The sequence below is a fragment of the Actinocorallia sp. A-T 12471 genome (genome assembly GCF_033875155.1).
GTDB lineage: Bacteria > Actinomycetota > Actinomycetes > Streptosporangiales > Streptosporangiaceae > Actinocorallia.
The window spans coordinates 75,242-99,916 of the sequence record NZ_JAWZTE010000014.1; the positions used below are offsets into that span (position 1 = coordinate 75,242).

General features: G+C 70.1%; 24 protein-coding genes and 2 pseudogenes. 22 read left to right on the forward strand and 4 right to left on the reverse strand.

Translation table 11 applies throughout. The features are described 5' to 3' along the window. The first annotated feature begins 31 nt into the window (after positions 1 to 31). Genes R9X44_RS30400 through R9X44_RS30415 form a run of 4 tightly spaced genes read left to right on the forward strand, consistent with a single transcriptional unit; the run spans position 32 to position 4,532 of the window. Entirely contained in the window at positions 32 to 1,324 is a 1,293-nt protein-coding gene (locus R9X44_RS30400; RefSeq protein WP_319817776.1) for a cytochrome P450, read from the forward strand. Next, positions 1,324 to 2,394 (forward strand): beta-ketoacyl synthase N-terminal-like domain-containing protein, encoded by a 1,071-nt coding sequence (locus R9X44_RS30405; RefSeq protein ID WP_319817777.1) that lies wholly within the window; start codon positions 1,324 to 1,326, stop codon positions 2,392 to 2,394. The genes R9X44_RS30400 and R9X44_RS30405 overlap by 1 nt, the downstream gene beginning before the upstream one ends. After that, positions 2,391 to 2,990: a beta-ketoacyl synthase N-terminal-like domain-containing protein gene (locus R9X44_RS30410; protein ID WP_319817778.1), complete on the forward strand. Its 600-nt coding sequence runs from the start codon at positions 2,391 to 2,393 to the stop codon at positions 2,988 to 2,990. The genes R9X44_RS30405 and R9X44_RS30410 overlap by 4 nt, the downstream gene beginning before the upstream one ends. A gap of 30 nt (positions 2,991 to 3,020) precedes the next feature. Next, positions 3,021 to 4,532 (forward strand): aromatic amino acid ammonia-lyase, encoded by a 1,512-nt coding sequence (locus R9X44_RS30415; RefSeq protein ID WP_319817779.1) that lies wholly within the window; start codon positions 3,021 to 3,023, stop codon positions 4,530 to 4,532. Between the two features lie 91 nt (positions 4,533 to 4,623). Here R9X44_RS30415 and R9X44_RS30420 read toward each other — a convergent pair whose 3' ends face one another. Next, positions 4,624 to 5,223: a hypothetical protein gene (locus R9X44_RS30420; protein WP_319817780.1), complete on the reverse strand. Its 600-nt coding sequence runs from the start codon at positions 5,221 to 5,223 to the stop codon at positions 4,624 to 4,626. 242 nt (positions 5,224 to 5,465) lie between these two features. Between R9X44_RS30420 and R9X44_RS30425 the strand changes: the two genes are divergently transcribed. From R9X44_RS30425 to R9X44_RS30440, 4 genes are all read left to right on the forward strand, one after another. Next, complete coding sequence (locus R9X44_RS30425) at positions 5,466 to 6,302, forward strand: helix-turn-helix transcriptional regulator (protein ID WP_319817781.1); 837 nt, start codon at positions 5,466 to 5,468, stop codon at positions 6,300 to 6,302. Further along, positions 6,290 to 6,475, forward strand: coding sequence for a DUF397 domain-containing protein (locus R9X44_RS30430; protein WP_319817782.1), 186 nt, complete (start codon positions 6,290 to 6,292; stop codon positions 6,473 to 6,475). Before R9X44_RS30425 ends, R9X44_RS30430 begins: the two co-directional genes overlap by 13 nt. Positions 6,476 to 6,483: 8 nt before the next feature. After that, positions 6,484 to 6,669, forward strand: a complete 186-nt coding sequence (locus tag R9X44_RS30435; protein ID WP_319817783.1) for a DUF397 domain-containing protein — start codon at positions 6,484 to 6,486, stop codon at positions 6,667 to 6,669. Positions 6,670 to 6,928: 259 nt separating this feature from the next. Then, a complete protein-coding gene (locus R9X44_RS30440; RefSeq protein WP_319817784.1) occupies positions 6,929 to 8,419 on the forward strand; it encodes a hypothetical protein in 1,491 nt (496 codons plus the stop codon). Here R9X44_RS30440 and R9X44_RS30445 read toward each other — a convergent pair. After that, positions 8,353 to 8,913 carry an NUDIX hydrolase gene (locus R9X44_RS30445; protein ID WP_319817785.1) on the reverse strand — a complete coding sequence of 187 codons (561 nt, stop codon included), beginning with the start codon at positions 8,911 to 8,913 and terminating at the stop codon, positions 8,353 to 8,355. The genes R9X44_RS30440 and R9X44_RS30445 overlap by 67 nt on opposite strands. A gap of 175 nt (positions 8,914 to 9,088) precedes the next feature. On the opposite strand from R9X44_RS30445, the gene amcB reads away from it, so the two are divergent. From amcB to R9X44_RS30465, 4 genes are all read left to right on the forward strand, one after another. Further along, positions 9,089 to 10,243: a cyclophane-forming radical SAM peptide maturase AmcB gene (gene amcB / locus R9X44_RS30450; RefSeq protein WP_319817786.1), complete on the forward strand. Its 1,155-nt coding sequence runs from the start codon at positions 9,089 to 9,091 to the stop codon at positions 10,241 to 10,243. A gap of 2 nt (positions 10,244 to 10,245) precedes the next feature. Beyond that, positions 10,246 to 10,389, forward strand: coding sequence for a hypothetical protein (locus R9X44_RS30455; protein WP_319817787.1), 144 nt, complete (start codon positions 10,246 to 10,248; stop codon positions 10,387 to 10,389). Between the two features lie 83 nt (positions 10,390 to 10,472). Further along, a complete protein-coding gene (locus tag R9X44_RS30460) occupies positions 10,473 to 11,129 on the forward strand; it encodes a pentapeptide repeat-containing protein (RefSeq protein WP_319817788.1) in 657 nt (218 codons plus the stop codon). A 460-nt stretch (positions 11,130 to 11,589) separates the two neighbouring features. After that, on the forward strand, positions 11,590 to 12,885 hold the full coding sequence (locus R9X44_RS30465) for an aspartate aminotransferase family protein (RefSeq protein WP_319817789.1): 1,296 nt from the start codon (positions 11,590 to 11,592) through the stop codon (positions 12,883 to 12,885). 122 nt (positions 12,886 to 13,007) lie between these two features. On the opposite strand, the gene R9X44_RS30470 is transcribed toward R9X44_RS30465, so the two are convergent. Further along, a complete protein-coding gene (locus tag R9X44_RS30470) occupies positions 13,008 to 13,592 on the reverse strand; it encodes a helix-turn-helix domain-containing protein (RefSeq protein ID WP_319817790.1) in 585 nt (194 codons plus the stop codon). 189 nt (positions 13,593 to 13,781) lie between these two features. On the opposite strand from R9X44_RS30470, the pseudogene R9X44_RS35835 reads away from it, so the two are divergent. The 3 genes and pseudogenes from R9X44_RS35835 to R9X44_RS35845 all read left to right on the forward strand — a co-directional run. Continuing rightward, positions 13,782 to 14,882 (forward strand): annotated as a pseudogene (locus R9X44_RS35835) (MFS transporter); the annotation flags it as partial. Between the two features lie 545 nt (positions 14,883 to 15,427). After that, positions 15,428 to 15,631 (forward strand): annotated as a pseudogene (locus R9X44_RS35840) (hypothetical protein); the annotation flags it as partial. Further along, a complete protein-coding gene (locus R9X44_RS35845) occupies positions 15,579 to 16,370 on the forward strand; it encodes a pentapeptide repeat-containing protein (protein WP_413775001.1) in 792 nt (263 codons plus the stop codon). The pseudogene R9X44_RS35840 and the gene R9X44_RS35845, both read left to right, overlap by 53 nt. A gap of 68 nt (positions 16,371 to 16,438) precedes the next feature. On the opposite strand, the gene R9X44_RS30480 is transcribed toward R9X44_RS35845, so the two are convergent. Beyond that, complete coding sequence (locus tag R9X44_RS30480; protein ID WP_319817792.1) at positions 16,439 to 16,849, reverse strand: cupin domain-containing protein; 411 nt, start codon at positions 16,847 to 16,849, stop codon at positions 16,439 to 16,441. Between the two features lie 190 nt (positions 16,850 to 17,039). On the opposite strand from R9X44_RS30480, the gene R9X44_RS30485 reads away from it, so the two are divergent. The 7 genes from R9X44_RS30485 to R9X44_RS30515 all read left to right on the forward strand — a co-directional run bounded on the left by R9X44_RS30485 (position 17,040) and on the right by R9X44_RS30515 (position 24,655). Beyond that, positions 17,040 to 17,612, forward strand: a complete 573-nt coding sequence (locus R9X44_RS30485; protein ID WP_319817793.1) for a carboxymuconolactone decarboxylase family protein — start codon at positions 17,040 to 17,042, stop codon at positions 17,610 to 17,612. Between the two features lie 8 nt (positions 17,613 to 17,620). Then, positions 17,621 to 19,105: a sugar ABC transporter ATP-binding protein gene (locus R9X44_RS30490; protein WP_319817794.1), complete on the forward strand. Its 1,485-nt coding sequence runs from the start codon at positions 17,621 to 17,623 to the stop codon at positions 19,103 to 19,105. A 6-nt stretch (positions 19,106 to 19,111) separates the two neighbouring features. Continuing rightward, entirely contained in the window at positions 19,112 to 20,125 is a 1,014-nt protein-coding gene (locus R9X44_RS30495) for an ABC transporter permease (protein WP_319817795.1), read from the forward strand. Positions 20,126 to 20,153: 28 nt separating this feature from the next. Beyond that, complete coding sequence (locus R9X44_RS30500) at positions 20,154 to 21,095, forward strand: sugar ABC transporter substrate-binding protein (RefSeq protein ID WP_319817796.1); 942 nt, start codon at positions 20,154 to 20,156, stop codon at positions 21,093 to 21,095. Positions 21,096 to 21,202: 107 nt separating this feature from the next. After that, on the forward strand, positions 21,203 to 22,114 hold the full coding sequence (locus R9X44_RS30505; protein ID WP_319817797.1) for a LysR family transcriptional regulator: 912 nt from the start codon (positions 21,203 to 21,205) through the stop codon (positions 22,112 to 22,114). 135 nt (positions 22,115 to 22,249) lie between these two features. Beyond that, positions 22,250 to 23,164, forward strand: coding sequence for a VOC family protein (locus R9X44_RS30510; protein ID WP_319817798.1), 915 nt, complete (start codon positions 22,250 to 22,252; stop codon positions 23,162 to 23,164). Positions 23,165 to 23,203: 39 nt separating this feature from the next. Then, positions 23,204 to 24,655 (forward strand): NAD-dependent succinate-semialdehyde dehydrogenase, encoded by a 1,452-nt coding sequence (locus R9X44_RS30515; RefSeq protein WP_319817799.1) that lies wholly within the window; start codon positions 23,204 to 23,206, stop codon positions 24,653 to 24,655. Positions 24,656 to 24,675: the final 20 nt, after the last annotated feature.

A 24,675-nucleotide genomic window follows, 5' to 3' on the forward strand; every position in this document is an offset into this window, starting at 1 on the left:
TTGGTGTGATTGCGGGTGGGAGGGGTGGGCCATGGTGGAAGCCGGACCGGGCACGGCGGCGCTGATGGACGCGCGCCTGCGGCACAGCCCGGAGGCCGAGCGCGTCGACACCCGGGAGGAGCCTCCGGTCTGGCGCGCGCCGCTGCCCGACGGCACGTTCGTCTGGACGGTCTCCGGCTTCGACGCCGCGCGCAAGGCGCTGGGCGAGCCGACGTTCGCCAGGTCGTTCAGTGAGCCGGGCGGCGACCGGTGGAAGCGTTACCTGTGGTTCTCCGAGCCGCCGGTGACCGACAGCATCGTGCGCAGCATGTTCAACACCGACGGCGACGCGCACCGCAGGCTGCGCGCGCTCGGCGCGGCGGCCATCACGCCCGAGCGGATCGCCCGCGCCGCGCACGACGCCCCGGGAGCCGCCGCCGCGCGGCTCGCCGCGATCGCCGAGCGCGGCACGGCAGACCTCGTCGCCGACTTCTGCCACCCGTTCGTCCTCGACCTCGCCGAGGACCTCTTCGGCTACCCCGCCGAGGTCATCGCCCGGCTGCGCGCCATGCCGCGCTGGGCCCCGGCCCCGCTGTTCGAGCCCGAGGGCTCGCCCGAGCGGCTGCGGTACGGCGCGGAACGCGAGGAGATGGTGGCGCTGCTGTACGACCTGCTCGCCGAACGCCGCCGCGACCCAGGCGACGACGGGATCAGCGCCATGCTCGCCTGCGCCGCCGAGACCGGCATGGACGACCAGGAACTCACCTCGACGGTCTTCGCGACCCTGATGGCGGTCACCGAACCCGTCACCGACTTCCTCACCACCGCCCTGTACAGCTTGTGGCTCAGGCCCGGCATGACCGAGGACGTCGCGGCGGTCGAGCACGGCATCGACGAGCTGCTCAGGTACACCACGCCGGTCGCCGCGCCGATGCCGCGCCTGGTCACCAGGCCGCTGGCGTTCCACGGGGCCTACCTTGAGCCGGGCGAGGCGGTCGTGGTGCATCTCGGGCTCGCCAACCGTGACCCGCGCAGGTTCGACGCGCCCAACCGGCTCGACCTCTCGCGCGACGTAGGCAACGACCTGGCTTTCGCGCACGGTCCGCATCACTGCCTGTCGCCGTCCCTGGGCGCGCACCTTTGCCGGGTCGCCCTGCTGACGGTTCTGCGCGGCCTTCCCGAGCTCGTCCCGGCGGTCCCCTTGGCCGACCTGTCTTGGCGGCCCGGATGCACGGGACCCTTCACCCGCTTCCACGTCACCTCCGGCCTCGCGGAGCTGCCCGTGGTGTTCCGGCCCTCGGGCGGGGACGCGCTCGCGGCGCGCGTCGCCTCGGGGGTGGCGTGATGGCGCATGTCACCGGCCTTTCCGCGCTCACCGCCTACGGTCCCGGCCTCGCCGCGCTCAGAGACGGCGTGGCCTCGGGCGTCCCGGCGGTCGCGCCCGTCACGCGGTTCGACACCCGGCACCACCGCGCGCACCACGCGGCGACCCTGCCCGGCAACCCCGATCTCTTCGAGGCCCTGCGCGGCCTCATCGACGAGGCGTGCGACCAGGCGGGCCTCACCGTGCAGGAGCGCGCGGGGACGCCGCTCGTCCTCGCCCTGCACGCCGGACGCGACACCGCGGCCAAGGCCGTCGCGCTGGCGGCCGCGTGCGGGCTGCGCGGGGTCGTCGCGGTGCACACCGCGGCCTGCGCGGCGTCGAACTCCGCGCTCGCCGACGCGGCAGAGCTCATCGCCGACCTCGCCGAGGAAAGGGTCGTCGTCGCAGGCGGGAGCTTTGTCGACCCGAGCATGTTCGCGGCGTTCGACAGCGCGGGCATCCTCACCGCCGAGGGCGTCAGCCGCCCGTTCAGCGCGGGCCGCAGCGGGCCGATTCTCGGCGACGGCGCGGCGGCCGCCGTCCTTGAGCGCGCGGACTCACGGCCCGGCCAGCCGGGCCCGTGGCTGCGCGTCGCCGGGTGGGGCAACACCTGCGAGGCGCACCACGTGGTCAGGCCGCGCGAGGACGGACGCGGCCCGGCCGAGGCGATCGCCAAGGCGCTCGCCCGCGCGGGCGGTCCGCGCGTCGGTTACGTCAACGCGCACGCCACCGCCACGCCCGCGTTCGACGCGGCAGAAGCGGCGGCGATCCTACGCGGGCTCCCGGCCGACTCCGCTGACGTGCGCGTCAGCTCCACTAAGGCGCTGCACGGCCACTGCCTCGAAGGGTCGGGGTTGGTGGAACTCGCCGTATGCGCGCTCGCCTTCCGCGAAGGGCGGCTGCCCGTGAACGCCGGATTCACCGGCTTTGACGACGGCTGCCCGCTCAACCTCGTGCTGGACTCCGAGCAGGCTCCGGAGACCGGCCACATGCTCAGCCTCAACACCGGTTTCGGCGGTGTCAGCACCGCCCTCGTCCTGGCGGCGCCATGAACCTGACAACGCAGACGGGGGCGGCCGCGCAGGCCGCCCCCGCCGGTCCCATCCTTCCAAAAAACCGGGTCCCCGACGAACTCACGGCGGCGCTCACGGTCCTCGCCGAGGCGCACTGGCCGCCTCCCGGCGACCCCGATCCGACGCTTCCCGAGGTCCCGCGCTGGGACGTCTCCTTCTTCGCGCCGCTCCTCATGGCGGCCGCGGAACCGTGCCTCACCGGCCACTTCGGCGCGCCGCCGCTCGCGGCCGGCGACCGCGTCGGACTCGTCATGGCGGCGACGCGCGGCGACACCGTCACCCAGACGGCGATAGACGAGGCCGCGAACGCGCCGCGTCCCGTGCCCAAACACCTGCTCTTCCAGAACGTGCCAAGCACCGCGCCCGGCCATCTCGCCGCGCTGTGGGGGCTTGCCGGACCTTTCGTCACCCTCCTGGCCACCGGCTGCCCGCTGGCAGCGGCCCGGGAGCGCGCGGCCCGCCTCATCGCGACGGGGGACGCCGACCATGTCCTGGCCGTCGCCTTGGACCCGGGCGACCACCCGAGCCGTCCAGGCACGGCGCAGGCCCAGTTGCTGGCGGCTTCCGGCCGATAGGCCGCCGCCCACACACCACCAGGAGGAGACATGTCCGTCGACCAGCTTCCCGTCACGGCCACGCTGGTGTTCCCGGCCCGGCTCACCCCGGAGGCCCTGGAACAGGCCGCCGCGCCCGTCGCCGTGACGCTCGACGAGTCGGCCCGCAACGCCGTCGTGAGCTGCCACGACTTCCTGCACCTGTGCCTCGCCGAGGGCCGCGAGATCTACGGCGCGACCACCGGGTTCGGGCCGCTCGTCACGTTCGCCGGGCAGAGACAGGCGGCCGACCAGTGCGAGAACCTGCTGTTCCACCTCGAGGTCGGCCAGGGGCCCGATCTCCCGCCCGCGATCGCGCGGGCCGCGCTGCTCGCCCGCGTCTGGACGCTCTCGCAGGGCCGCTCGGGCGTGTCCCTCGCCGTCGTGGACGCGCTGCGCGCCACCCTCGCGACGTCGTTCGCCCCGGCCATCCCGGAGTTCGGGTCGGTCGGCGCGTCCGGCGACCTCGCGCCGATGGCGCACGCCGTCCGCGCGCTCCAGGGCCGTGGCCAGGCGTACCTGGGCAACACCAGGATGGCCGCCGACGAGGCGCTGGCCGGTGCCGGGCTCGTCCCGCTGGAGCTGACCGGACGCGACGCGCTCGCCCTGGTCAACGGCACGTCCGTCACGTCGGCGGCGGCCGGGCTCGCGCTCACCGCGCTCAGCCGCAGCCTCGCCGCGGCGACCGCGCTCACCGCGCTCATGGCCGACGTGCTCGGCTGCCGCACCGACTTCGTCGTCCCGGAGATCTTCGAGGCGCTCGGCCACGACGACACCGCGGGCCAGGCCGCCATCCTGCGCGCCCACCTCGCCGGGCACACGCCGGGGGCCGACCGCCCGCTCCAGGAGCCGTACACGCTGCGCTGCGCCCCGCACCTGCTCGGCGCGGCCGCCAGCAGCCTGCGGCACGCCCGCCAGGTCGTCACCGACGACCTCAACGGCGTCAGCGACAACCCGCTCCTGTTCCCCGAACGCGACGTCATCGCGCACGGCGGCAACTTCTTCGGCCAGCAGGTCGCGTTCGCCGCCGACCTCATGTCGATCACCGCGACCCAGATGGCCAACCTGGCAGAACGCCAACTCGACCTGCTCATGGACCCGCACCGCAACGGCGGCCTCAACCCCGTCCTCGCGGAGCTGCCGGGGCGCGACCACGGCGTCCAGGGCGTCCAGCTGGCCGCCACGTCGCTCGTCGCGAACATGCGCCGCCGCGCGACCCCGGCCTCGATGCAGAGCATTCCGACCAACCACCACAACCAGGACGTGGTGCCCTTCGGCACCCAGGCCGCGCTGACCGCCCACGAGCAATCCCAGACCCTGCGCCTGCTCCACGGCTCCCTCGCGGTGGCCCTGGTCCAGGCCGTCCGGGTGGGCGCGCGCCGCCCCACCACCACCGACGGCGCACGCCTTTTCGACGCCCTCGATCCGGCCCTGTCCCCGGACACGCCATGGGCGACGCGGGTCCGTCACGCAGCCGACATCCTGGACATCGCGACGACCCCCACGGTCCCACCCGGGCGGTAACAGGCTCGCGATCCCGGCGCTGCCCTTCCGGCCCTTGCGGGTCGGCGGGGCAGCGCCAGGACGTCCGCTCACGCCGGACCCGGTGAGGGGGTCACGCGGCGGGCTTGGTCGTCACGAGCATGCCGCCGAGCCGGACGAGGTCGTAGTCCTCGAGCAGCACGTGCAGCTGGGTCGCGCGCAGCCAGCGGACGCGCGGGTCGTCATGGGCGAGCGTCGTCGCCTTGGGCACGAGGCCGGTGGGCGTCGGCCGGTAGAACATGCCGGAGAGCGCGGCGGGGGAGACCCGCCGGGGCCGCAGCACGACATGGCCGTCACGCAGATGCGGGCACAGCCGCGTCGACCGTTCCACGCATCCCGGACAGACCGGGGGATGGGACGTCATCACCGGCGCGGGCCACGGCCCTTCGGCGCTTTCGTACTCCTTCTGCGAGAGCATCCACAGCGCGCTTTTCCCGCAGGGCGTTCCGCACACCTGGCACAGCAGGCCGTGCATCGCGCGCCGCTGCCGCAGGAAGTGCACGTTCGCGAACTGCGGGACCCCCACTCCCGGGCTGAACGCTATGCGCGTCCACAGCACCCCCGCGCTGTCCCGGTCCCCGGCGGTCTCGTCGGCATAGCCGAGCCGCCCGTCGCGGACCACGAGCGTGACCAGCGAAGCGGTCTCCGACGACCACGCCGTGATGTACGGCACCGCACCCCACCGCGCCAGATTCACCGCAGCCCCAGAACGCCCGCCGACGGACATAAGCGCACACCCTTCTCATAAAGATTACGCCGAATCGCACTTTCCAATGCGGCAAGTTCTTTCCCTTTCCGCATTTCTGCTTTTTCTATCCACACCCTGCACTCATCGGCGTAGGCTGTGGAGAGCAAGCACGGACACACCCGATACACATGACCATCCCCCGAGTTGTGCAGGAGCTGTGCAGAGAAATGACGGCCGTTCACCTGACCCCCCGCAAGTTCCTTGGTAGGGAGATCAAGCTCGCCCGCGAACGCCGCGCCCTGCGCCCCGAGCAGTTCGCCACCGCGATGAACGTCTCCCTCAGCCTGGTCTACATGTGGGAACGCGGCGAACGCATACCCGTCCCCGAGGACCTCACCAAGATCGAGTCCTACTTCGGCTTCAGCGACCCCACCAAGGACTCCCCCGACCCCGGCTACCTCACCCGAATCCGCGACGACATGATCAACGACGCAATGCCCCAGGAATGGTTCGGCAAATGGCTCGAAGCCGAACGCGCCAGCAAGTTCATCTGGTCATTCGAACCACTTGTACTCCCCGGCCTGCTCCAGACCGAGGAGTACATGAGGCGCACCTTCGAGGCCCACGGATATATCGGTGCCGAAGTCGACAGGCACGTGGCAACCAGGCTGGGGCGGCAGGAGCTGCTGACGCGAGACAGTCCGGTGACCCTCGTGGCCCTGATGGATACCGCAGTCCCGGAACGGTGCGTCGGTGATGACGGGATCATGCAGCGCCAGATGGAACACCTCTACGAGATGGCCCAGCGGCGTAACGTGATCGTCGCGTTCCTCCCCCTGTCTGATAGCGTTTGTAGCGGATTCTCCGGAGCTTTCGCCATCGCGAACCTCAGCAGTGGAGGAGAGGTCGCGTACGTGGACAACCAGCTGAACGGCGAAGTCGTGGAAAGCCCGGAGGCCATCTCGCACCTGCGTAATAGTTTTGAGACGTTCAGGGCGGCCGCCCTGAACAGAAGCGAATCCCTGACCGTGATCGAGAAGGCGATAGACAGATGGAAGAGCTGAACTGGCGCAAGTCCTCGTACTCCAGCGGAAACGGTGGCAACTGCGTAGAGCTAGCCCCCCTCCTGGGAAAGGTCGCCACCCGCGACTCCAAGCACCCAACCGGCCCAAGCCTCCATTTCAGCACCTCCGCCTTCACCGCCCTCACCACCGCCATTAAACGCGAAGGCGAGTAACTCACCCGATGGAAGAACTGAACTGGCGCAAGTCTTCCTACACCACTGGAAACGGTGGTGACTGCGTAGAAGTAGCCCCCCTCCCCAACGGAATCGCCACCCGAGACTCCAAACACCCAACCGGCCCCACCCTCCACTTCACCACCTCCACCTTCACCACCTTCACCACCGCCCTAAAACACCCAACCCCCTAACCAGCCGCACCCACAGACCGCCGCCCCACCCCCGGCGGCGGTCCCCCACCCCCACCCCGCGACGCCCGCAATGCGCCGCCTGGTCGCGGAACTGAAGCACGCTCCGGGCCTAACCTTCATCGAGAGTGAGTTCACCTTCCAGGCAGCGCGGCCCTGGACTACCTGACCGGGCTCGTGCGCCGCGTGGGCCTCTTTCGATGAGAGTTCAGGTGTGTTCTCCTCACAGAAACGGCGTGAGCGGCAGACGGGGTGGTCGACCATGAAGCTGATCGGGCTGTCCTCCTACGACCGACGTCTCTCCCGCGCCGCCCGAACCCTCCTGGCGAGCCAGGGCTTCGACGGCGGCTGGGGACTGACGCTCTCCTCGGTTTCCTCGGTCGTGAACACCAGCGAGGTGCTGCCGATCCTCCGCGCGGCAGGGATCGGCGGGAAGCCGGTCCGTGACGCCCTCGCCTACCTGGCCGGAGCGATCGAGGAGCACTGCCGACCCCGGCAGAAGGGCGGCCGTGGCGAGAACACGCGGTTCGTCTGCTTCGGGTTGACGGGGCTGCTGCACTACCCGGAGTTCGTCACTCAGCCGGAGGTCGCGCAGACCGCGGCCTGGTGCGTCGACTGGCTCACCGAGCACCAGATCGGGCAGGGCTGGCCGGAAGTCGCGGGAATCGACGACGTCTCCCTCCACCAGACCGCCCTCGCGGTGACGGCGCTCGCGCAACTCCGCGACGCCCTGACCGGGCTCGGCCCGGGCCTCAACCTGCCGGGCGGCATCGACACCACCGAACTCACCGGGAGGATCGACCCGCTCATCGCGCACGGACTGGCCGGGCTGCTCTACCACCGGCGGACCAGCGGCGCCTGGGGGTGGCGGACCTATGTCGACACCGCGCCCTCCCCGAGCAAGACGGCGTTGTGCTCGATGGCGGTCGTCGCGGCAACCGGCCAGACCACCAGCGGGCCGCCGGTGAACGACGCACCGCTCCAGGTCGGCGGAGTTCACGACGACCCGGAGCTGAAGCGGCCCTCCCAGATCATCGCCGAAGCCGGGCAGTGGCTGCTGCGCCACCATCCCCGCTGGGAGACGTTCGTCGAAGACGACAAGGACGTTCAAGGCACCGCCTGGGAGCACATGGCCTACGCCCTCGGAGTTCAGGCAGTCCTACGGGCCGGAGGCAGCCCCTACGACCAGCGCCTCGCGCGGGCCTGGAAGCTCATGGACTCCCTCTGGGATCCCGAGGGCGGCCTCTGGACCGAGCCGGGCGCTTCGGGACGGCGGCGGCCGACGATCCGCGCGGCCTACTACACCGTGTGCGCCTACGAGGCCGCGCGGATCCGGATCGCACAGATGACGATGGCCGGCCACGACCCGAACGCCGTCGGCGGGCCGCTCGCGGCCACGCGCGCCGAACTCCGCGAGGTCTCCCTCGTCGCTGACGGCCGGCAGATCGTCGTGAGCACCGCGGACGAGTCGGTGGCCTGCATCGTCTCGACACGGCTCTTCGACCTGGCAGTCCTGCTGCACCACGCCCCCAACGGCTTGGCCGTGGCAGCCATCGCGACGGCGCTGGGCGTCTCGCCGTCCTCGATCCCGAAATACGTCCAGCGGCTCAACGCCGCGATCACCGAAGCGTTCGGCGGCACCGCGGTCAAGCTGGCGGAGTCCTGCTTGACCGCAGACGGCAACGGCTACGCTCTCGCGGTTCCCGCGCTGGGCCGCACCTCCGGCGGCACCCGCTCGGACTCGACCGGGTAGTTCCGGATCGCCCACCGGGCCAGCGAACGGACCTGCTCGAATGTCGGCAGGTCGTCGAGCTCGGCGAGGGTGAACCAGCGGGCCTCATGCACCTCTTCGAGGTCGGCCCGGAGGTGGGCGCTGTCCTGGCCGGGGAGTCGGCGGACGAAGTAGAACTGGGCGAGCGCGGGGATCCGGAACCCTTCCCGCTCGACATCGACATGGAACGGCACCGGCTCCGGGGTGGCGTTCCCGTCGGCGGGATGGATCTCGGCGGGTTGGAAGGAGATGGCCTCGACCAGCAGACCTGTTTCTTCCTTGACCTCGCGGACGGCGGTCTCGGCGAAGGTCTCGCCGGGTTCGATATGGCCGCCGGGCGGCACCCACTTGTCGAACCCGTTGTGATGCACCAGCAGGACCCGGCCGGCCTCGACGAGATAGCCCGAGCAGATATAGACGAGCCCGGATTCTCTGGTCACACCGTCATCATCAATGAGGATCGTGCGCTGCACCATGCCCAGCAACCTAACCCACCCACCATGATCATCCCGGGTGATATGAGGGTTCTCCCGGCCGATGACATGACATCGCCGAGCCGATGACACGTCATGGCGATGCCGGGGACAGGTCAGCGGTCATGACATCGGTCTGTCAGCGGGAAACCGTGATCGGCGGTCGGATGCTCATTTCATGGACACCAGCGCCCGCACCCGCCGGATGAGATTCGATGAGCGGATCGGCCGGAGCTTCCGGACCGTGATCCTGCAGCCGACCAGCCTCTGCAACCTCGATTGCGACTACTGCTACCTGCCCGGACGCAAGAAGCGCTACGAGATCCTGCCGACGGTGGTGAAGGCGGCGGCGGCCTCGATCGCCGAACAGAACGACCCGGAGCCGGTCGGGGTGGTCTGGCACGGCGGCGAACCCACCGCCCTGCCCATCGCGACCTTCAGGCAGCGGGTGCTGGCGTTCGAGGACCTGCGGATCGCCGGGCTCATCGAGCACTCGATCCAGACGAACGCGACGTTGCTGACCGAGCAGTGGTGCGCGTTGTTCCGGACCTACCGGTTCCAGGTCGGGGTGAGCGTCGACGGGCCCGAGGCGGCGAACGTGAACCGGGTCGACCGGGCGGGGCGGCCCGCGTTCGAGAAGATCATGCGCTGCATCGGGGTGCTGCGCGACCACGAGATCCCCTTCTCCGTGATCTGCGTCGTCTCCCCGGAGACCGTCGGTGATCCCGGCGGGCTGATGGAGTTCTTCGCCGGCCTCGGCTGCACGCAGGTCGGGTTCAACATCGAGGAGCTCGAAGGAGTCAACGACTCCCGCGACGTCGTCGACACCGGCCTCGCCGAGGCGTTCTGGGCCGGCGTGATCGCCGCCCACCACCGCTTCCCTGACCTACGGGTCCGGGAGATCGACCAACTCGCCGCCTACCTGAACAAAGCCAGGACCGGGCGGAAGGAGGAATGGACAGGAGTCAAACACGACCCGATCCCCACGATCGCCTGGAACGGAGACCTCGTCCTGATGTCCCCGGAACTGCTCGGCATCGACGCCCCCGAGCACCGCGGCTTCGTCGTCGGGAACGTGCTGAAGGAGTCGCTGTCCGCGATTCTGCGCCGCGCGCACGACGTCCCCTACATCGCGGAACTGCTCGACGGCCTGGACGGCTGCGAGTCGACCTGCGCGTTCTGGGACTTCTGCCGTGGCGCCCACGCGGGCAACCGGTACTTCGAGCACGGCAGCTTCGCCGCCACCGAGACCGCCCACTGCCGCAACACCCGACAGGCCCTCGTCACCGCGTTCGCGGCCGCCACGGCCGTGATCCAACCGAAGGAGAAATAGCCATGCCCGTCCTCGAACTGCTCGAGACGACCACCGCCACTACGGTGGAGGAGTTCCTTGCCGAGGTCACCGCCGCGATCCCGGACGTCGCGCCGGAGGCCCACGACAACCGGCCGACCTGGGACAACTGGAGCAACAAGAAATAGCTCCGCCGGCACCACCACGACGGCGCGCCCCGGCCTGGCCCTTGCCTGGGCGGGGCGCGCCCCACGACCTCGGAGGCACCTCGATGGACATCCGCCAGATCCGCGACATCAAGGTCCTGCTGCCCTCCGACGACGAACTCGTCCCCGCCGACGGGCCGCCCGCCCGCGGCGACGTCAGCGGCCTCGCGGTCACCGACGCCGACTGGTCCCGCCTTCAACTCGACGGCCGCGCCGTCACCGGCTGCCACTTCACCGGGGTCTCCCTCCGTGAAGCCGTCCTCGAACAGGCAAGGCTCAGCAACACGACCTTCGACGACTGCGACTTCGCCTCCGCCCGCCTCACCGACACCAAGATCGACCGCTGCGTCTTCACCGGCTGCCGCCTCATGGGGGTGAACGCCCGCCGACTCACCCTCATCGATGTGGTCTTCGAGCGTTGCCGGTTCGACTACGCGACCCTCACCGAGCTGACCGCGACCGGGCCGCTCGCGTTCGTCGACTGCATGCTCCGCGAGACCACCATCGCCGAGTCGAAGCTTGAGGGCGTCGTCTTCGCCGACTGCCCCATGCCCGGTACCGGCATCGCCCGGACCAAGTTGCGCGGAGCCGACCTGCGCGGCAGCCAGATCAGCGGCCTCGCCGGCGCCACCCAGCTCGCCGGAACCACCCTCGACCCCGCGCAGATTCCGCAACTCACCCACGCCCTGCTCGCCGAACTCCACATCAACATCCGCCCCTGACAACCACCCCCAACCACAATTCCCGATCTGGCCCCGGTCGGCCCGCGCGTGTATCAAGATCACAACAGGAGGGTTGATGATTTCTGTTTCGGAGATTTTTGAAGGTGTGCGGCGTGCGGCTCCCGCTGGGTCCGTCGCTGGGCTGGGGAGGGAGGAGATCGGTCGTGTTCGTGAGCGGTGGGGTGTTCACGCGTTGCCTGAGCGGTACGTGGAGTTCCTTTACGGAGTTCCTGAACTCCGAGTACATGAACGCCTATCCGGGTTCTTGATGTGGGTCTTGGGCGATGCCGCATAGGTCTCGGCTCGGGGGTTCGCGCGGTGGGGGTGCTGGGGTCGGCGGGGTTGGGGGCCTTGCTTCTGGCTTCGGGCGGGGTGGGGGGCCTGGAGGAGTGGGGTGGTCAGGGGGTGGGGGGTGGGGGGAGGATGTGGGGGTTGGGGATCTTCTGGGAGAGGGGTTGGCATGGGCGGGAGTGGGTTTTGGGGGGATGTGGAGAGGCATCTGGTGCGGTATGGGGGAGCGTTCAGCCCTGTGGTGATCGGGCGGGCGGAGGGGGCGTATGTGTTTGATGAGGCGGGGAGGGGGATTCTGGACTTCACGTCCGGGCAGATGAGTGCGGTGTTGGGGCACTCGCATCCGGAGGTCGTGGCGACGGTGCGGGAGTATGCGGGGTCGCTTGATCATTTGTTCAGCGGGATGTTGAGCCGGCCGGTGGTGGATCTTGCGCGGATGCTGGCGGGGATCGCGCCGGAGCCGCTGGAGAAGTCGATGTTGCTGTCGACGGGGGCGGAGGCCAACGAGGCCGCGTTGAAGATGGCGAAGCTCTATACCGGGGGGTATGAGATCGTCAGCTTCAGCACGTCCTGGCATGGGATGACGTCGGGGGCGGCGGCCGCGACCTACAGTGCCGGGCGGCGCGGGTATGGGCCGCCTGTGCCGGGGAACATCGCGATTCCCGCGCCCAACGCGTATCGGAGCCGGTTCGTCCGGGACGGGGTGCATGACTGGCGGGGTGAACTGGATCATGCGTTTGATCTTGTGGACGCGCAGTCGGCGGGTGCGCTGGCCGCCTGTCTCGTTGAGCCGATCATCAGCTCCGGCGGGCTTGTTGATCTGCCGCCGGGATATCTCGCCGCACTGAAGGACAAGTGCGTTGAGCGCGGGATGTTGCTGATCCTCGATGAGGCGCAGACGGGGCTCGGGCGGACCGGGGCGATGTTCGCGTTCGAGCGGGACGGGGTCGTGCCCGACATCCTCACGCTCTCGAAGACGCTGGGGGCGGGGCTGCCGCTGTCGGCGGTCGTGACGAGCGCGGAGATCGAAGAACGATGCCACGAGCGGGGGTTCCTGTTCTTCACCACGCACGTGTCCGACCCGCTGCCCGCCGCCGTCGGCAGGACCGTGGTGTCGATCGTGCTGCGGGATCGGCTGCACGAGCGGGCCGCCGAGCTGGGGGCGCGGCTGCGTGAGGGACTGCTGACCCTCCAGGACCGCCACGAGTGCATCGGCGACGTCCGGGGCCGCAGACTCATGCAGGGCATCGAACTCGTCAAGGACCGGGCGACCAAGGAACCCGCCGACGAGCTCGGCAAGGCGATCACCGCGGCCTGTCTCGATCTCGGGCTGCACATGAACATCGTCCAGCTCCCCGGCATGGGCGGCGTCTTCCGGATCGCCCCGCCCCTGACGGTGACGCCGGACGAACTCGACCTCGGCCTGGAGATCCTCGACAAGGCGATCGCCCAGGCGACCTCCTGACCCGAGAACCCAACGGCCCGGCTCGATCACCTCACGGCGATCGAGCCGGGCCTGTTTCCGACGGGTCCGCCCGCACTCCGGGCGTATCAGCGCAGCGCCGGACGGTGAGAAAGCTCACCCCGTCAGGCGAAGGGAAGTTCCACCTCGTCCAGCGCCGTGACGATGTGGGATTGCAGCGGGGCGGCGCAGGCGCCGTCGAACCAAAGGTGCCCGCCCGTGCGGATGGCCGACAGGAACGCCGACGCGACGACCCGGCCGCGTTCGGGGGTACAGTCGTCGCGGTCGGTCACGCGTTTGGCAAGGTCACGCTCGAGTTCGGCCTGGCCGGCCAGCAGCCGCGCCAGCAGGCACGGGTGGCGACGGGCCAGGCGCGAGCGGGCGGCCCACTCGGGCGAAGGCAGCTGGAGCGGGGCGAGCAGCCGGTCGAGTGCCCCGCGCAGCGCCTCCCAGCCGGACAGCTCCGGCGGCTGACGGTCCACTGAGGCGAGCAGCTCGCGAAAGAGATCCTCCTCACCGAACATGACGGCTTCGGCCTTGTCGGTGAAGTAGTTGAAGAAGGTGCGCCGGGAGATGTTGGCCGCGTCGGCGATCTCCTCGACGGTGACCCTGTCGTAGCCGTGCTCTGTGGCGAGGCGGATCGCGGCATGGTGGACGGCCCGCCGGGTCTCGGCCTTCTTCTGCTCGCGCAGGCCGTGCGTGCTGCTCATGGCCCCCATGCTATGCAAAATCCAAGCTTTCTGCCCAGTGTGCAACTTTGCACAAAGTGCAGGTAACCTTGGCTCGTTCAATCGTTACTTGGGGGACGTCTGGTGACAAACACGGCACTTGAGGCCAAGAGCCATCGGGAGATCATGCGATCTCTGATCGGTCTTCTCACGGTCATGGGCATCGGCCTGATGAGCAGCACCATCGTCTCGGTGGCGCTGCCGCAGATCGTCGGTTCGCTGGGCGGCTCCCAGTCCCAGTACACCTGGGTCGTCACCGCGACGCTGCTGACGACCACGGCGACCACCCCGATCTGGGGCAGGCTCGCCGACCTCTTCGACAAGAAACTCCTGCTCCAAGTCGGTATCGCCCTGTTCGTCGTGGCGACCATCGCCTGTGGGTTCGCGCAGAACACCGGCCAGCTGATCGCGTTCCGCGCGGTCCAGGGCATCGGCGTCGGCGCGCTGCAGGTCCTCGTGCAGGTGATCATCGCCGCGATGATCCCGCCGAAGGAGCGCGGCAAGTACAACGGCTACCTCGGCGGCGTCATGGCCTTCGGGACGGTCGGCGGCCCGCTGATCGGCGGTCTCATCGCCGACTCGCCGCTCGGCTGGCGCTGGTGCTTCTTCATCGCGGTCCCGTTCCTCGTGGTCTCGCTGGTGGTCCTGCACCGGTTCCTGCACGTCACGCACGTCCGCAAGGACGGCGTCAAGATCGACTACTGGGGTGCGACCCTCATCGCGGCGGGCGTCTCGCTGCTGCTCGTCTGGGTGACCTTCGCCGGCGACTCCTACGCCTGGATGTCGTGGCAGACCGCCGCGATGGTCGGCGGATCGATCGCCCTGCTGGTCGCCGCGACGGTCGTCGAGGTGCGCCACCCGCAGCCCGTCGTGCCCGTGCACATCGTCCGCCAGCGCACCCCGCTGCTGGCGATCATCGCGAGCCTCGCGGTCGGCATGGCGATGTTCGGCGGCTCGGTCTTCCTGGGCCAGTACTTCCAGATCGGACGCGGCTACTCGCCCACCGAGGCGGGTCTGCTCACGATCCCGATGATGCTCGGCGTCCTGGTGTCCTCGGCGGTCTCCGGACGGCTCATCAGCAAGACCGGCATCGTCCGCCCGTACATCATCGCGGGCCTCGCCGTCCTGATCGCGGGCTTCGGCGCGATGTCGGTGATCGACCACGAGACGAGCCTCGTCTACATCGGCTTCGCGATGGCGCTGATCGGCCTCGGCGTCGGCGCGTCGATGCAGAACCTCGTCCTCGTCGTGCAGAACAGCGTCGAGATGAAGGACATGGGCGCGGCGAGCGGCGCGGTGACCTTCTTCCGGTCGCTCGGCGGCACCATCGGCGTCTCGGTCCTCGGCGCGATCCTCGCGACCCGGGTCACCGACCTGATCAAGGAGGGCTTCACCAAGATCGGGATCGTGCCGACCGGAGAGCAGGGCGGCAACCTCGACATCGCCTCCCTGCCCGCGCCGCTCGCGGAGATCGTCCGCGCCGCCTACGGTGACGCGACCGGCCACATCTTCCTGGTGTCGCTCGGCGTCGCGGTCGTCGGCCTCATCGCGGCGATCTTCCTGAAGCCGCCGGCGCTGCGCGAGAGCCTCGAACTCCACCCCGAGGCCGCCGAGCCGGTGCAGGCCGCCGAGGCCACGACCCCGGACCTCACCGGACGCCACGCGGCGCCGGCCCACGCGTCGGTCGCCGCCTCGGTGACCAGCGGCCCGATCGCGGCAGTCGCCACCCTGACGACCGCGGAACGGGAACTCGCCCACGCCGCCAACGGACACTCCACCTACGCGGAGTCCGATTACGCGGGGTCCGATTACGCGAAGTCCGATTACGCGGGGTCAAGCTACGCGGAGTCGAACTACGCGGGCTCCGGCAACGCGGAGTCTCCTTACCGAGAGTCGGTTTACGGGGGGTCTTCCTACCGGGAGCCAACTTACGGGGAGCCCGAGAGCCCGGCGGAGACCACCGACGGCATGCTGATCCCGGCAGGGCTGGTCGAGGACCGTCCCGAGCCGCGCCGCCGTGAGCACGACGTCGTGACGCGCCCGGCGCGCGGCCCGCGCCACCTGCACCCCAGCGGCAGGCGCGAGCGGATCACCAGCAGCGCGCTGCTGTTCGGCACGATCCTGGTGATCGGCGGCGCTATCGCCGGGTTCATCACGGTCCGCGGCGACCAGGACCAGGTCGACGTGGCCCGCGACGGCGTCAAGATCTCGCAGGAGGCCCAGGCCGCCGACCGCTACACGCGGGCGGTCCGCCAGCTCGGCTCGACCAAGCCCGAGGTGCGCACCGGCGCGATCTACTCGCTGGAGCGTGTCGCGACGGACTCGCCGCGCGACCGCCAGGCCGTGCGGGGCGTCCTCGCCGCGTTCGTGCGCGAGCACGACCCGGCCCCGGAGAACCCGGTTCCGGCGACCCCGCAGTCGGACGTCGCCGCGGCGCTGAGCGTCCTCGGCGGCCAGCCGCACAACGCGGGTGAGCACCTTGACCTGTCGCAGATCCGGGTGCGCGGGGCCGACCTCGCGGGCGCGGACCTGCGCGGCGTGAACCTCGCGGGGGCCGACCTCCGCCGGGTCGACCTGACGGGGGCCGATCTGGAGGGGGCGGACCTGCGGGGCGCGCGGTTGCGCAACGCGGACCTGACGGGGGCCAACCTGGCGGGCGCTGACCTGCGCGACGCCAGGGGGGTCACCCCGCAGCAGCTCCAGGCGATGACGACCCGCCTGGACGGCGCGTCCCTGGGATCCACCCAGACGACGGGCTGACCCCGCGCAACACCCCCAGAGGGCCCCGGGTCAGGCAGAGGCGGGGTCCTTGCGCGGCTTCAAGCGGGTCAGTCTTTGCCCATCTGGTCTTCGGGTGACAGGTGCTCGACCGTCACGCCGGTCTCGGTGAACGTTCTGGTGACGTAACCGGAGCTGTACACCCAGAGAATCCGGAGCGGGGTGTTCCCGACATTGCGGAAAAGGTGGGGGATGGGGGAGGGGATGTATGTGGTGTCGTGCCGCACGAGCCGGGTCACCTCCCCGTTGACGACGACCTCGGCCTCCCCGTCGAGGATCGTGACGTGCTCGTCGCAGTTGTGCGAGTGCAGCGGCGCGCCCGACCCGACGGGGTAGACGCTGATCCCACTGGTGATCTTGTTCTCGCCCCCCGCCGACGCCGTGGTGATCAACGGGGTCGTCACCACCGAGCCGCCCCGGTCGAGCAGTCCCACCTCGGCAACCTTGATGATCGTCGTCACGGTCTCGTCCCCTCAACTCACCTCGTAGCGTGCGGTTCGACAGTAGAGCGGGACGGTGCCGGCCAGGGGTGCCAAGACGTGCAGCTTTACGTTGCGCGTGTAGCGGTGTGTACCACCCTGTCCTGAGTTGTACGGTCATGCCGGAACGGTCCCGAGTGGTCGGGGTCACAGAGCGAGGGTTCCGGTGGGCATGAGACTTCCCGTCATTGATCCGGCCGACATGAACGAGCGGCAGAAGGAGATCGCCGAGCGCATCGCCGGCCGCCGCGGCGCGGTCCGCGGGCCGTTCCGGGTCTGGCTGAACAGCCCTGAGCTGTGCGAGAAGGTCGAGGCGCTGGGGGCTTTCGCCAGGTTCGAATCGAGCCTTCCGCTCCGGCTGCGCGAACTGTCCCTGCTGCTCGCCGCCCGCAACTGGGACGCCCAGTACTCCTGGAACGCCCACGTGGACAAGGCGATCGAGTCCGGCGTCCCCGCCGACGCCGTCAAGGCGATCGCCGAGCGCCGCGAACCGGTGTTCGACCGGGCGGAAGACCAGGCTTTCTACCAGTTCTGCGTGGAGATCCTGCGCGACCACTTCGTCACCGAGGAGACCTTCCGCGCCGCCGAGGAGCACTTCGGCGCGCAGGGCCTTGTCGACGCGGTCGGCTCGCTCGGCAACTTCACCATGCTCGGCATGTGCCTGAACGCCTTCCAGGTCGATCTCCAGGCCGACCGGGAGCCTCCGTTCCCCGACATCCGCGGGTACGAGCGCGTCGCACGGTGAGCCCCGCGATGACCACCACCCCGGTGATCGGCGTCCGCGACGTCACCAAGACCTTCGGCGGCGCGGTGGCGCTGCGGAACGTGTCGGTCGACGTGCGGGCGGGGGAGATCCACGCGCTGATGGGCATGAACGGCGCGGGCAAGTCGACCCTCGTCAAGGTACTCGCGGGCGTGGAGAACCCCGATTCCGGACATATCGAAGTGTCCGGACGCGTCCAGAAGCAGCTCAACGCGCGCCTCGCCCGCAAGCTCGGGATCTCGACGGTCCCGCAGCGCCGCGAGCTGGTGACCGCGTTGACCGTCGCGGAGAACATCATGCTCGGCGGCCTGCCGAACCGGCGCTCGTTCGTCAGCTGGAAACGGGTGAACCGCGACGCCCAAGCCGCGCTGCGCGACCTCGGCATCGACCTCGACGTGACAGCCCTCGCGGGCGACCTCACCGTGGCCGAGCAGACCATGGTCGAGATCGCCCGCGAGGTGCGGCGCGGCGGCCGCGTCCTGATCCTCGACGAGCCCACCGCGTGCCTCGGCGCGGAGGCCGCCGACCAGGTGCGCGCGCTGGTCCGCAGGCTCCGCGACGCGGGCAAGGCGATCGTCTACATCTCCCACCACATAGCCGAGGTCCTTGACCTCGCCGACCGCATCACCGTGCTCAGGGACGGCCGCGTCGTGCGCGAACTGCGCGCGGGCGAGACCGACGAGCGCGGCCTGGTGCGCGCGATGGTCGGCCGCGAGGTCGTCTCCGCGCACCCGGTCCGCAAGCCGTGCGGCGCGGAGGTGGGCCTGGCGGTCCGCGACCTGTGCGACGGCCGCGCGATCGACGGGTTCGGCGTCGAGGTGCGGCGCGGCGAGGTCGTCGCGGTGCTCGGCCCGGCGGGCGACGCCCAGTCGCGCCTGTTCGATCTGCTGTCCGGCCGCCGCCGCCCCGACCGCGGCGGCCTCTGGGTGGACGGCCGGCGTGTCCCGTTCGGGAATGTCAGACGCTCCCTGGCGAGCGGGCTGCGCTGCGTCACCGGAGACCGCCGCTCCCTCGGCCTGATCCCCGAGCTGTCGATTGACGAGAACCTGCTTCTTGCCAGGGACCGCCTCGACCGCAGGCTGCTGCACCGCCGCGCCGCCCTGACGCGCAGGGCCGCCCCGCTCCGCGACGCCTACCGCGTCGTGTCGCTCACCGCGAACCCCCCGGTCGGCGGCCTTTCCGGCGGCAACCAGCAGAAGGTGCTGCTCGCCAAGTGGCTGGGCACCGACCCCGCCGCGTGCCTGCTGGAGGACCCGACCAACGGCGTGGACGTCGCCGCGATGGCCGACATCCACGCGCTGATCGACGGCCTCGTGGACCGGGGCGTCGCGGTGCTGCTCGCGTCGTCGTCCGCCGAGGAGGTGATGCGGCTCGCCGACCGCGTCATCGCCGTCCGCGACGGCAGGACGATCGGCGAATACCGCACCGAGGACATCACGCGCGACGAGCTCGTCGCGGCAGTGCTGGGAGGATGACCCACGTTGACCGTTGAATCGACAGCGCCGCACGGCGGTCCCGCCGCGCCCGCCGCGCCCGCCAAGGGGCCTGGAGCGTTCCGACGCGCGCGGGCCCTGAGGTCGGTCCCGCACGCGGGCCTGCTCCTCGTGCTCGCGCTGATCGTGGTGTTCGCCGGCGCGAGCACCGACACGTTCCTCACCTCGACGAACCTGCTGAACGTGCTCCAGCAGGTCAGCGTCACCGCGGTCATCGCGGGCGGCCTGACCCTGCTGATGACGGCGGGCGGCATGGACTTCTCGCTCGGCAGCACGGTCGCGGTGATCACCGCGGTTGCCGCGCAGCTCATCGACGCGGGCCACGGGACCTGGACGGCGGTCGTCGTCTGCCTCCCGCTCGCCACCGCGATCGGCCTGGTGAACGGCCTCGTCGTCACCTACATGAAGGTCGCCCCGTTCGTGGTGACCCTCGCGACCGCGACGCTGCTCGACGGCGTCGCGCTGCTCGTGCTGAACGGCATGAGCGTGTCCATCGGCGACCACCTGCTCGAGCTCGGCAACGGCTCGCTGTTCGGCCTGCCGAACCTCATGGTCGTCGCGCTGCTCGTGCTTGTGGTGATCGGCGTCTGTATGCGTTACACGACGTTCGGGCGCGACGCGTTCGCGATCGGCGGCAACGAGGACGTCGCACGGCTCAGCGGGATCAGCGTGAACCGCAACAAGCTCGTGCTCTACGGGCTCGGCGGCGCGCTCGCGGGACTCGCCGGGATCATGCTGCTCGCCAGGCTCGGCGCGAGCAGCCCCGGGACGGGCGGGCTGTCGCTCCAGCTGACCGCCGTGGCCGCCGTCGTCATCGGCGGGACGTCCCTGGAGGGCGGGCGCGGCAGCGTCGTCGGGACCGCGCTCGGCGTGGTGCTGCTCGGCGTCGTCGCCAACGTGCTGAACCTCGTCGGCGTGCCCAGCTACTGGCAGCTGATCTCGGTCGGCGCGGTGCTGCTCGTCGCCGCCGTCGCCAACCAGCTCCAGCGCCGCGCGCGCTAGCCACACCCCATCGAAAGGCGGCATCCCCATGCGTTACACCGTCTTGCGCCCTCTGGGCATCCTTTTCGCCGCGACGGCGTCGGCGGCCCTGCTCGCCGCCTGCGGCCAGGCCGGAGGCTCCGACGGCGGGATCAAACTCGGGTTCGTGAACGGCGCGAACACCGAGTTCCACACATGTCTGCTGAAGTCGATCGAGCACGAGGCGGCCGCCGAGGGCGTCGAGCTGCTGTCGGCCAACTCCAACCAGAATCCCGGCACCGAGCTGTCCAACATCGAGGACATGATCGCCCGGCAGGTCGACGCGCTGATCGTGCAGACGGTCAACGTGGACGCGCTGGAAGGCGACATCGCCAAGGCCAACCGCGCGAACATCCCGATCTTCCTCACCTCGGTCGTCACCGACGACGCCTCGAAGATCCTCGGCGCGGCGGTGGTCGACCTGAAGCGGGTCGGCGCGCTCGATGCGGGCTGGGTCGCCGAGGACGCCAAGGGCGCGGCAGTCGAGGTCGGCGTCATCGCGGGCGCGCCCGGCGCGGCCTCGGACCTCCTCACCGGCGGCTTCGAGGCGGCGCTTCCGGCCAACGCGAAGGTCGTGGCGAACCAGCCCGGCATGTTCAACCGCGCCAAGGCACAGGACGTCGCGGAGAACATGATCCAGGCGCACCCCGGCCTCGACTACGTGTTCGTCGCCAACGAGGAGATGGCGTTCGGCGCGCTCAACGCGTTCCAGTCCGCCAAGGCCGACGTGAAGATCGTGACGGTCAACGGCTCAGCGCCGGGCATCGAGGCGATCAAGGAGGGCAAGTTCGCCGCGACGGTGGCCAACTCGCCCACCACGACCGGCGAGCTCGCGGTGCGGAACACGGTGACGCTCCTCAACAAGGGCACGGCCGACAAGATCGCCCAGGTGCCGATCAAGCTCATCACCAAGGACAACCTCCAAGAAGCCCCCGCATACTGCCTCGAGTAGGGCGTGACCTGGGGCACACTTGCCTGGGACACACTTAACGACCAGTTAACCGAGTCGGGGTGACCGAAAGTCGGGGTCGCCCCGGCCCGCCACGTGAGGGAGAAACCATGGACCGCCTCCTCGTCATGCGGAGCTTCGTCACCGTCGCCAAGGTCGGCAGCTTCAGCGGCGCGGCGAAGCTGCTCGGCACCTCGGGGTCGCTGATCTCCAGGCATGTCGCCGACCTGGAGAAGCAGGTGGGGGTGCGGCTGGTGAACCGCACGGCGCGGTCGGTGAGCCTCACCGAGCCCGGCGTGCGCTACAGCCAGTTCGCCCAGCGGATTCTTGACGAGATAGACGACGAGGACGCCAACCTCGCCGAGGCGCACGACAGACCCGAGGGAACCCTGTCGATCATCTGTCCGAAATGGATCGGCAGCCTCGACCTCGGCGACGCGATCGCGGCGTTCTCCGTCGCCCATCCGAAGATCACCGTGCGGTTCGAGCTCGGCGGGATGTCCGACCGGACCTACGACTTCCTGGACGACGGCTTCGACGTCGCCTTCCACACCCGCGACCTGCGCGACTCGAGCGTCAGGCTGAAGAAGATCGCGTCGCTGCCGTTCGTGCTGTGCGCTGCCGAGTCCTACATCGCGGCGCACGGCATGCTCACCGACCCCAACGACCTGGCCCGCCACGACTGCCTCGTGCACGTGAACGACCCCGTCTGGCGGATCGGGCACGGCCACGCGAGCACCCTGCACAAGATCAGGAACGTGGCGTTCTCCTCGAACTCCTACATCGCGCTCCAGAAGGCCGCCGTGCACGGCAGGGGGATCGCGCTGATCCCGCACCGGCCCGCCTATGACGACCTGGTGAGCGGCGCGCTGCGCGTCCTGCTGCCGGAACTGCCGGTCCCCGCGCGGTCCCTGTACGCGATCTACGGGCCCGCGCAGCAGGCCCCGAGGAAGGTCGAGGTGTTCCTCGACTTCCTCACCCGCTGGTTCTCCTCGAATCCGATTCCCGCGTTCGAATTGTGAGACCGGCCCGCTCCGTGCAACCAACACTTGCGCATTCGGTAGCGCTCCGCACCCCCGTGGCGGTGGCGGAGTTCCTAGGATCGAAGTCGAGCCGGGCCGCGAAGCCGACCGGCGGATAAATGACGAAGGATGGCAATGGGAATCCAGCGCATTGAGTCGGTGGTGTACACCGTCGATGATCTCGCGGAGAACATCAGGTTCTTCACGGACTTCGGGCTCGCGCGGGTCGGGGCCGGCGACACCCGCGCGGTGTTCCAGACGCTGGTCGGCCAGACGTTCGTGCTGGACACCGCCCCTGACCCGCTGCTGCCGCCCGCCCTTGAGGCGGTTCCGACGATCCGGGAGATCGTGTGGGGCGTCGACACCCCCGAGTCGCTCGCCGAACTCGTCGCCCGCGTCGGTGTTGACCGGCCGGTGCGCGAGGACGAACACGGCGTCTTCCACACGGTCGACGAAACGGGTTTCGGCGTCGGTCTCACACTCGCCGGTCCGACGCCTACGGAATTCACCGAAGCGCGTGTCGCGAACAGCTGGGGAAACGTTTCCCGGTGGAATTCGTCGGTCACTTCGGTGGGCCGGGTCAGGCCGATCCGGATGTGCCATGTCGCTTTGAACATCCCCAAGGACGGGCGCGAGGAGGCCGTCGCGTTCTATCTCGACAGGCTCGGTTTCCGCGCGACCGACGTGGTGAAGCCGATGGGCGTGTTCATGCAGTGCGAGGGCGACGACGACCAGCACAACTTCCTGCTCTGCCACCGGCCGGACAAGGCGGGCTGCAACCACGTCTCGTTCGAGGTGCCGGGCTTCGACCACGTGATCGAGGGCGGCAACCACATGATCGAGCGCGGCTGGCGCGAGGCGCGCAGGCTCGGCAGGCACACGATCGGCTCGAACGTCTTCCGGTTCGTCCATGCCCCCTGCGGCGGCCGCGTCGAGCTGGCCGCCGACATGGACCGGGTGGACGCCTCCTACGGCACCCGCGTCCACGAGACGACGCCGCCGCACCACATCTGGACCCTGCGCGGCTCCCGGGACGCCGACGGTCACTGAGCGCACCGACGACCGGGCGCGCACCGACGCGAAGAAGGCATGATGACGACAGACGACTACACCCCGCTCAAGATGTACATCGCGGGCGAGTGGTGCGAAGCGGGCGACGGTTCCACCGCCCCGGTGGTGAACCCCGCCACCGAGGAGGTCATCGGCCACGTCCCCCAGGCGACCGCCGCCGACCTCGACCGCGCGCTCGCCGCCGCCGTCACGGGCTTCGCCGCCTGGCGCGGCACCCCCGTCGCGCGCCGCGTGGAGATCCTGCGCGCGGCCGCCGACCTGCTCACCGCGCGCGCCGCCGACATCGGCCGGATCATGACGCTCGAGCAGGGCAAGCCCTTCCCCGAGGCGCGTAACGAGGCGGTCCGGGTGGCGAACTCGATCCGCTGGGACGCCGAGGACGCGCGCCGCGAGTACGGCAGGATCATCCCCTCAGACGACGGCACCCTGCTTTCGGTCCGCAAGGAGCCGATCGGGCCGGTCGCGGCCTTCACCCCCTGGAACTTCCCTGCGGGCTCCCCGAACCGGAAGATCGCCGCCGCGCTCGCGGCGGGCTGCTCCATCGTCATCAAGGCGTCGGAGGAGACCCCGGGGACTGCCGTCGAGCTCGTCCGCTGCTACGCCGACGCCGGGGTTCCGGCCGGTGCGCTGAACCTCGTGTTCGGCGACCCGGCCGAGGTGTCCGCGCGCCTGATCCCGGCCAAGGAGATCCGGCTGGTGGCCTTCACCGGCTCGGTCCCGGTCGGGAAGCTGCTCGCGTCGGCGGCGGGCGCGGCGATGAAGCCGTCGCTGATGGAGCTCGGCGGGCACGCGCCGGTCATCGTGTGCGCCGACGCCGACCCCGTGGTCGCGGCGCGCCGCGCGGCGACCGCCAAGTTCTTCAACGCGGGCCAGGTCTGCACCTCCCCGAGCCGCTTCCTCGTCCACGATGACGTGCACGACGCGTTCGTCGCCGAGTTCGTGAGGGCCGCCGAGGAGATCGTGGTCGGCGACGGGCTCGCCGACGGCGTCGGGATGGGCCCGCTCGCCAACGAACGGCGGCTCAAGGCGGTCGAGGAGCTGGTGTCCGACGCCGTCGCCAAGGGCGCGAAGGCGCTCACCGGAGGGGCCAGGCTCGACCGTCAGGGCTACTTCTACCCGCCGACGGTCCTGGTCGACGTGCCCGCCGACGCGCGGATCATGGCCGAGGAGCCGTTCGGCCCGCTCGCCCCGATCGTCAGGTTCCGCGACCTCGACGACGCCCTGGCGATCGCCAACTCCCTGGAGTACGGCCTCGCCGCCTACGGCTTCACCGAGTCCGCCGCGACCGCGGAACGCCTCGTCCGCGGGTTCGAGGCGGGCATCCTGTCGCTCAACCACTGCGGCGGCTCGGTGCCCGAGGCGCCCTCGGGCGGCGTGAAGGCGAGCGGCTACGGCCGAGAGGGCGGTCCCGAGGGACTTGAGGCGTACTTCGTCACCAAGCGCGTCTCGCACCTGCTGGACGGCCGATGAGGTACTGCCGCGTCGAGCTC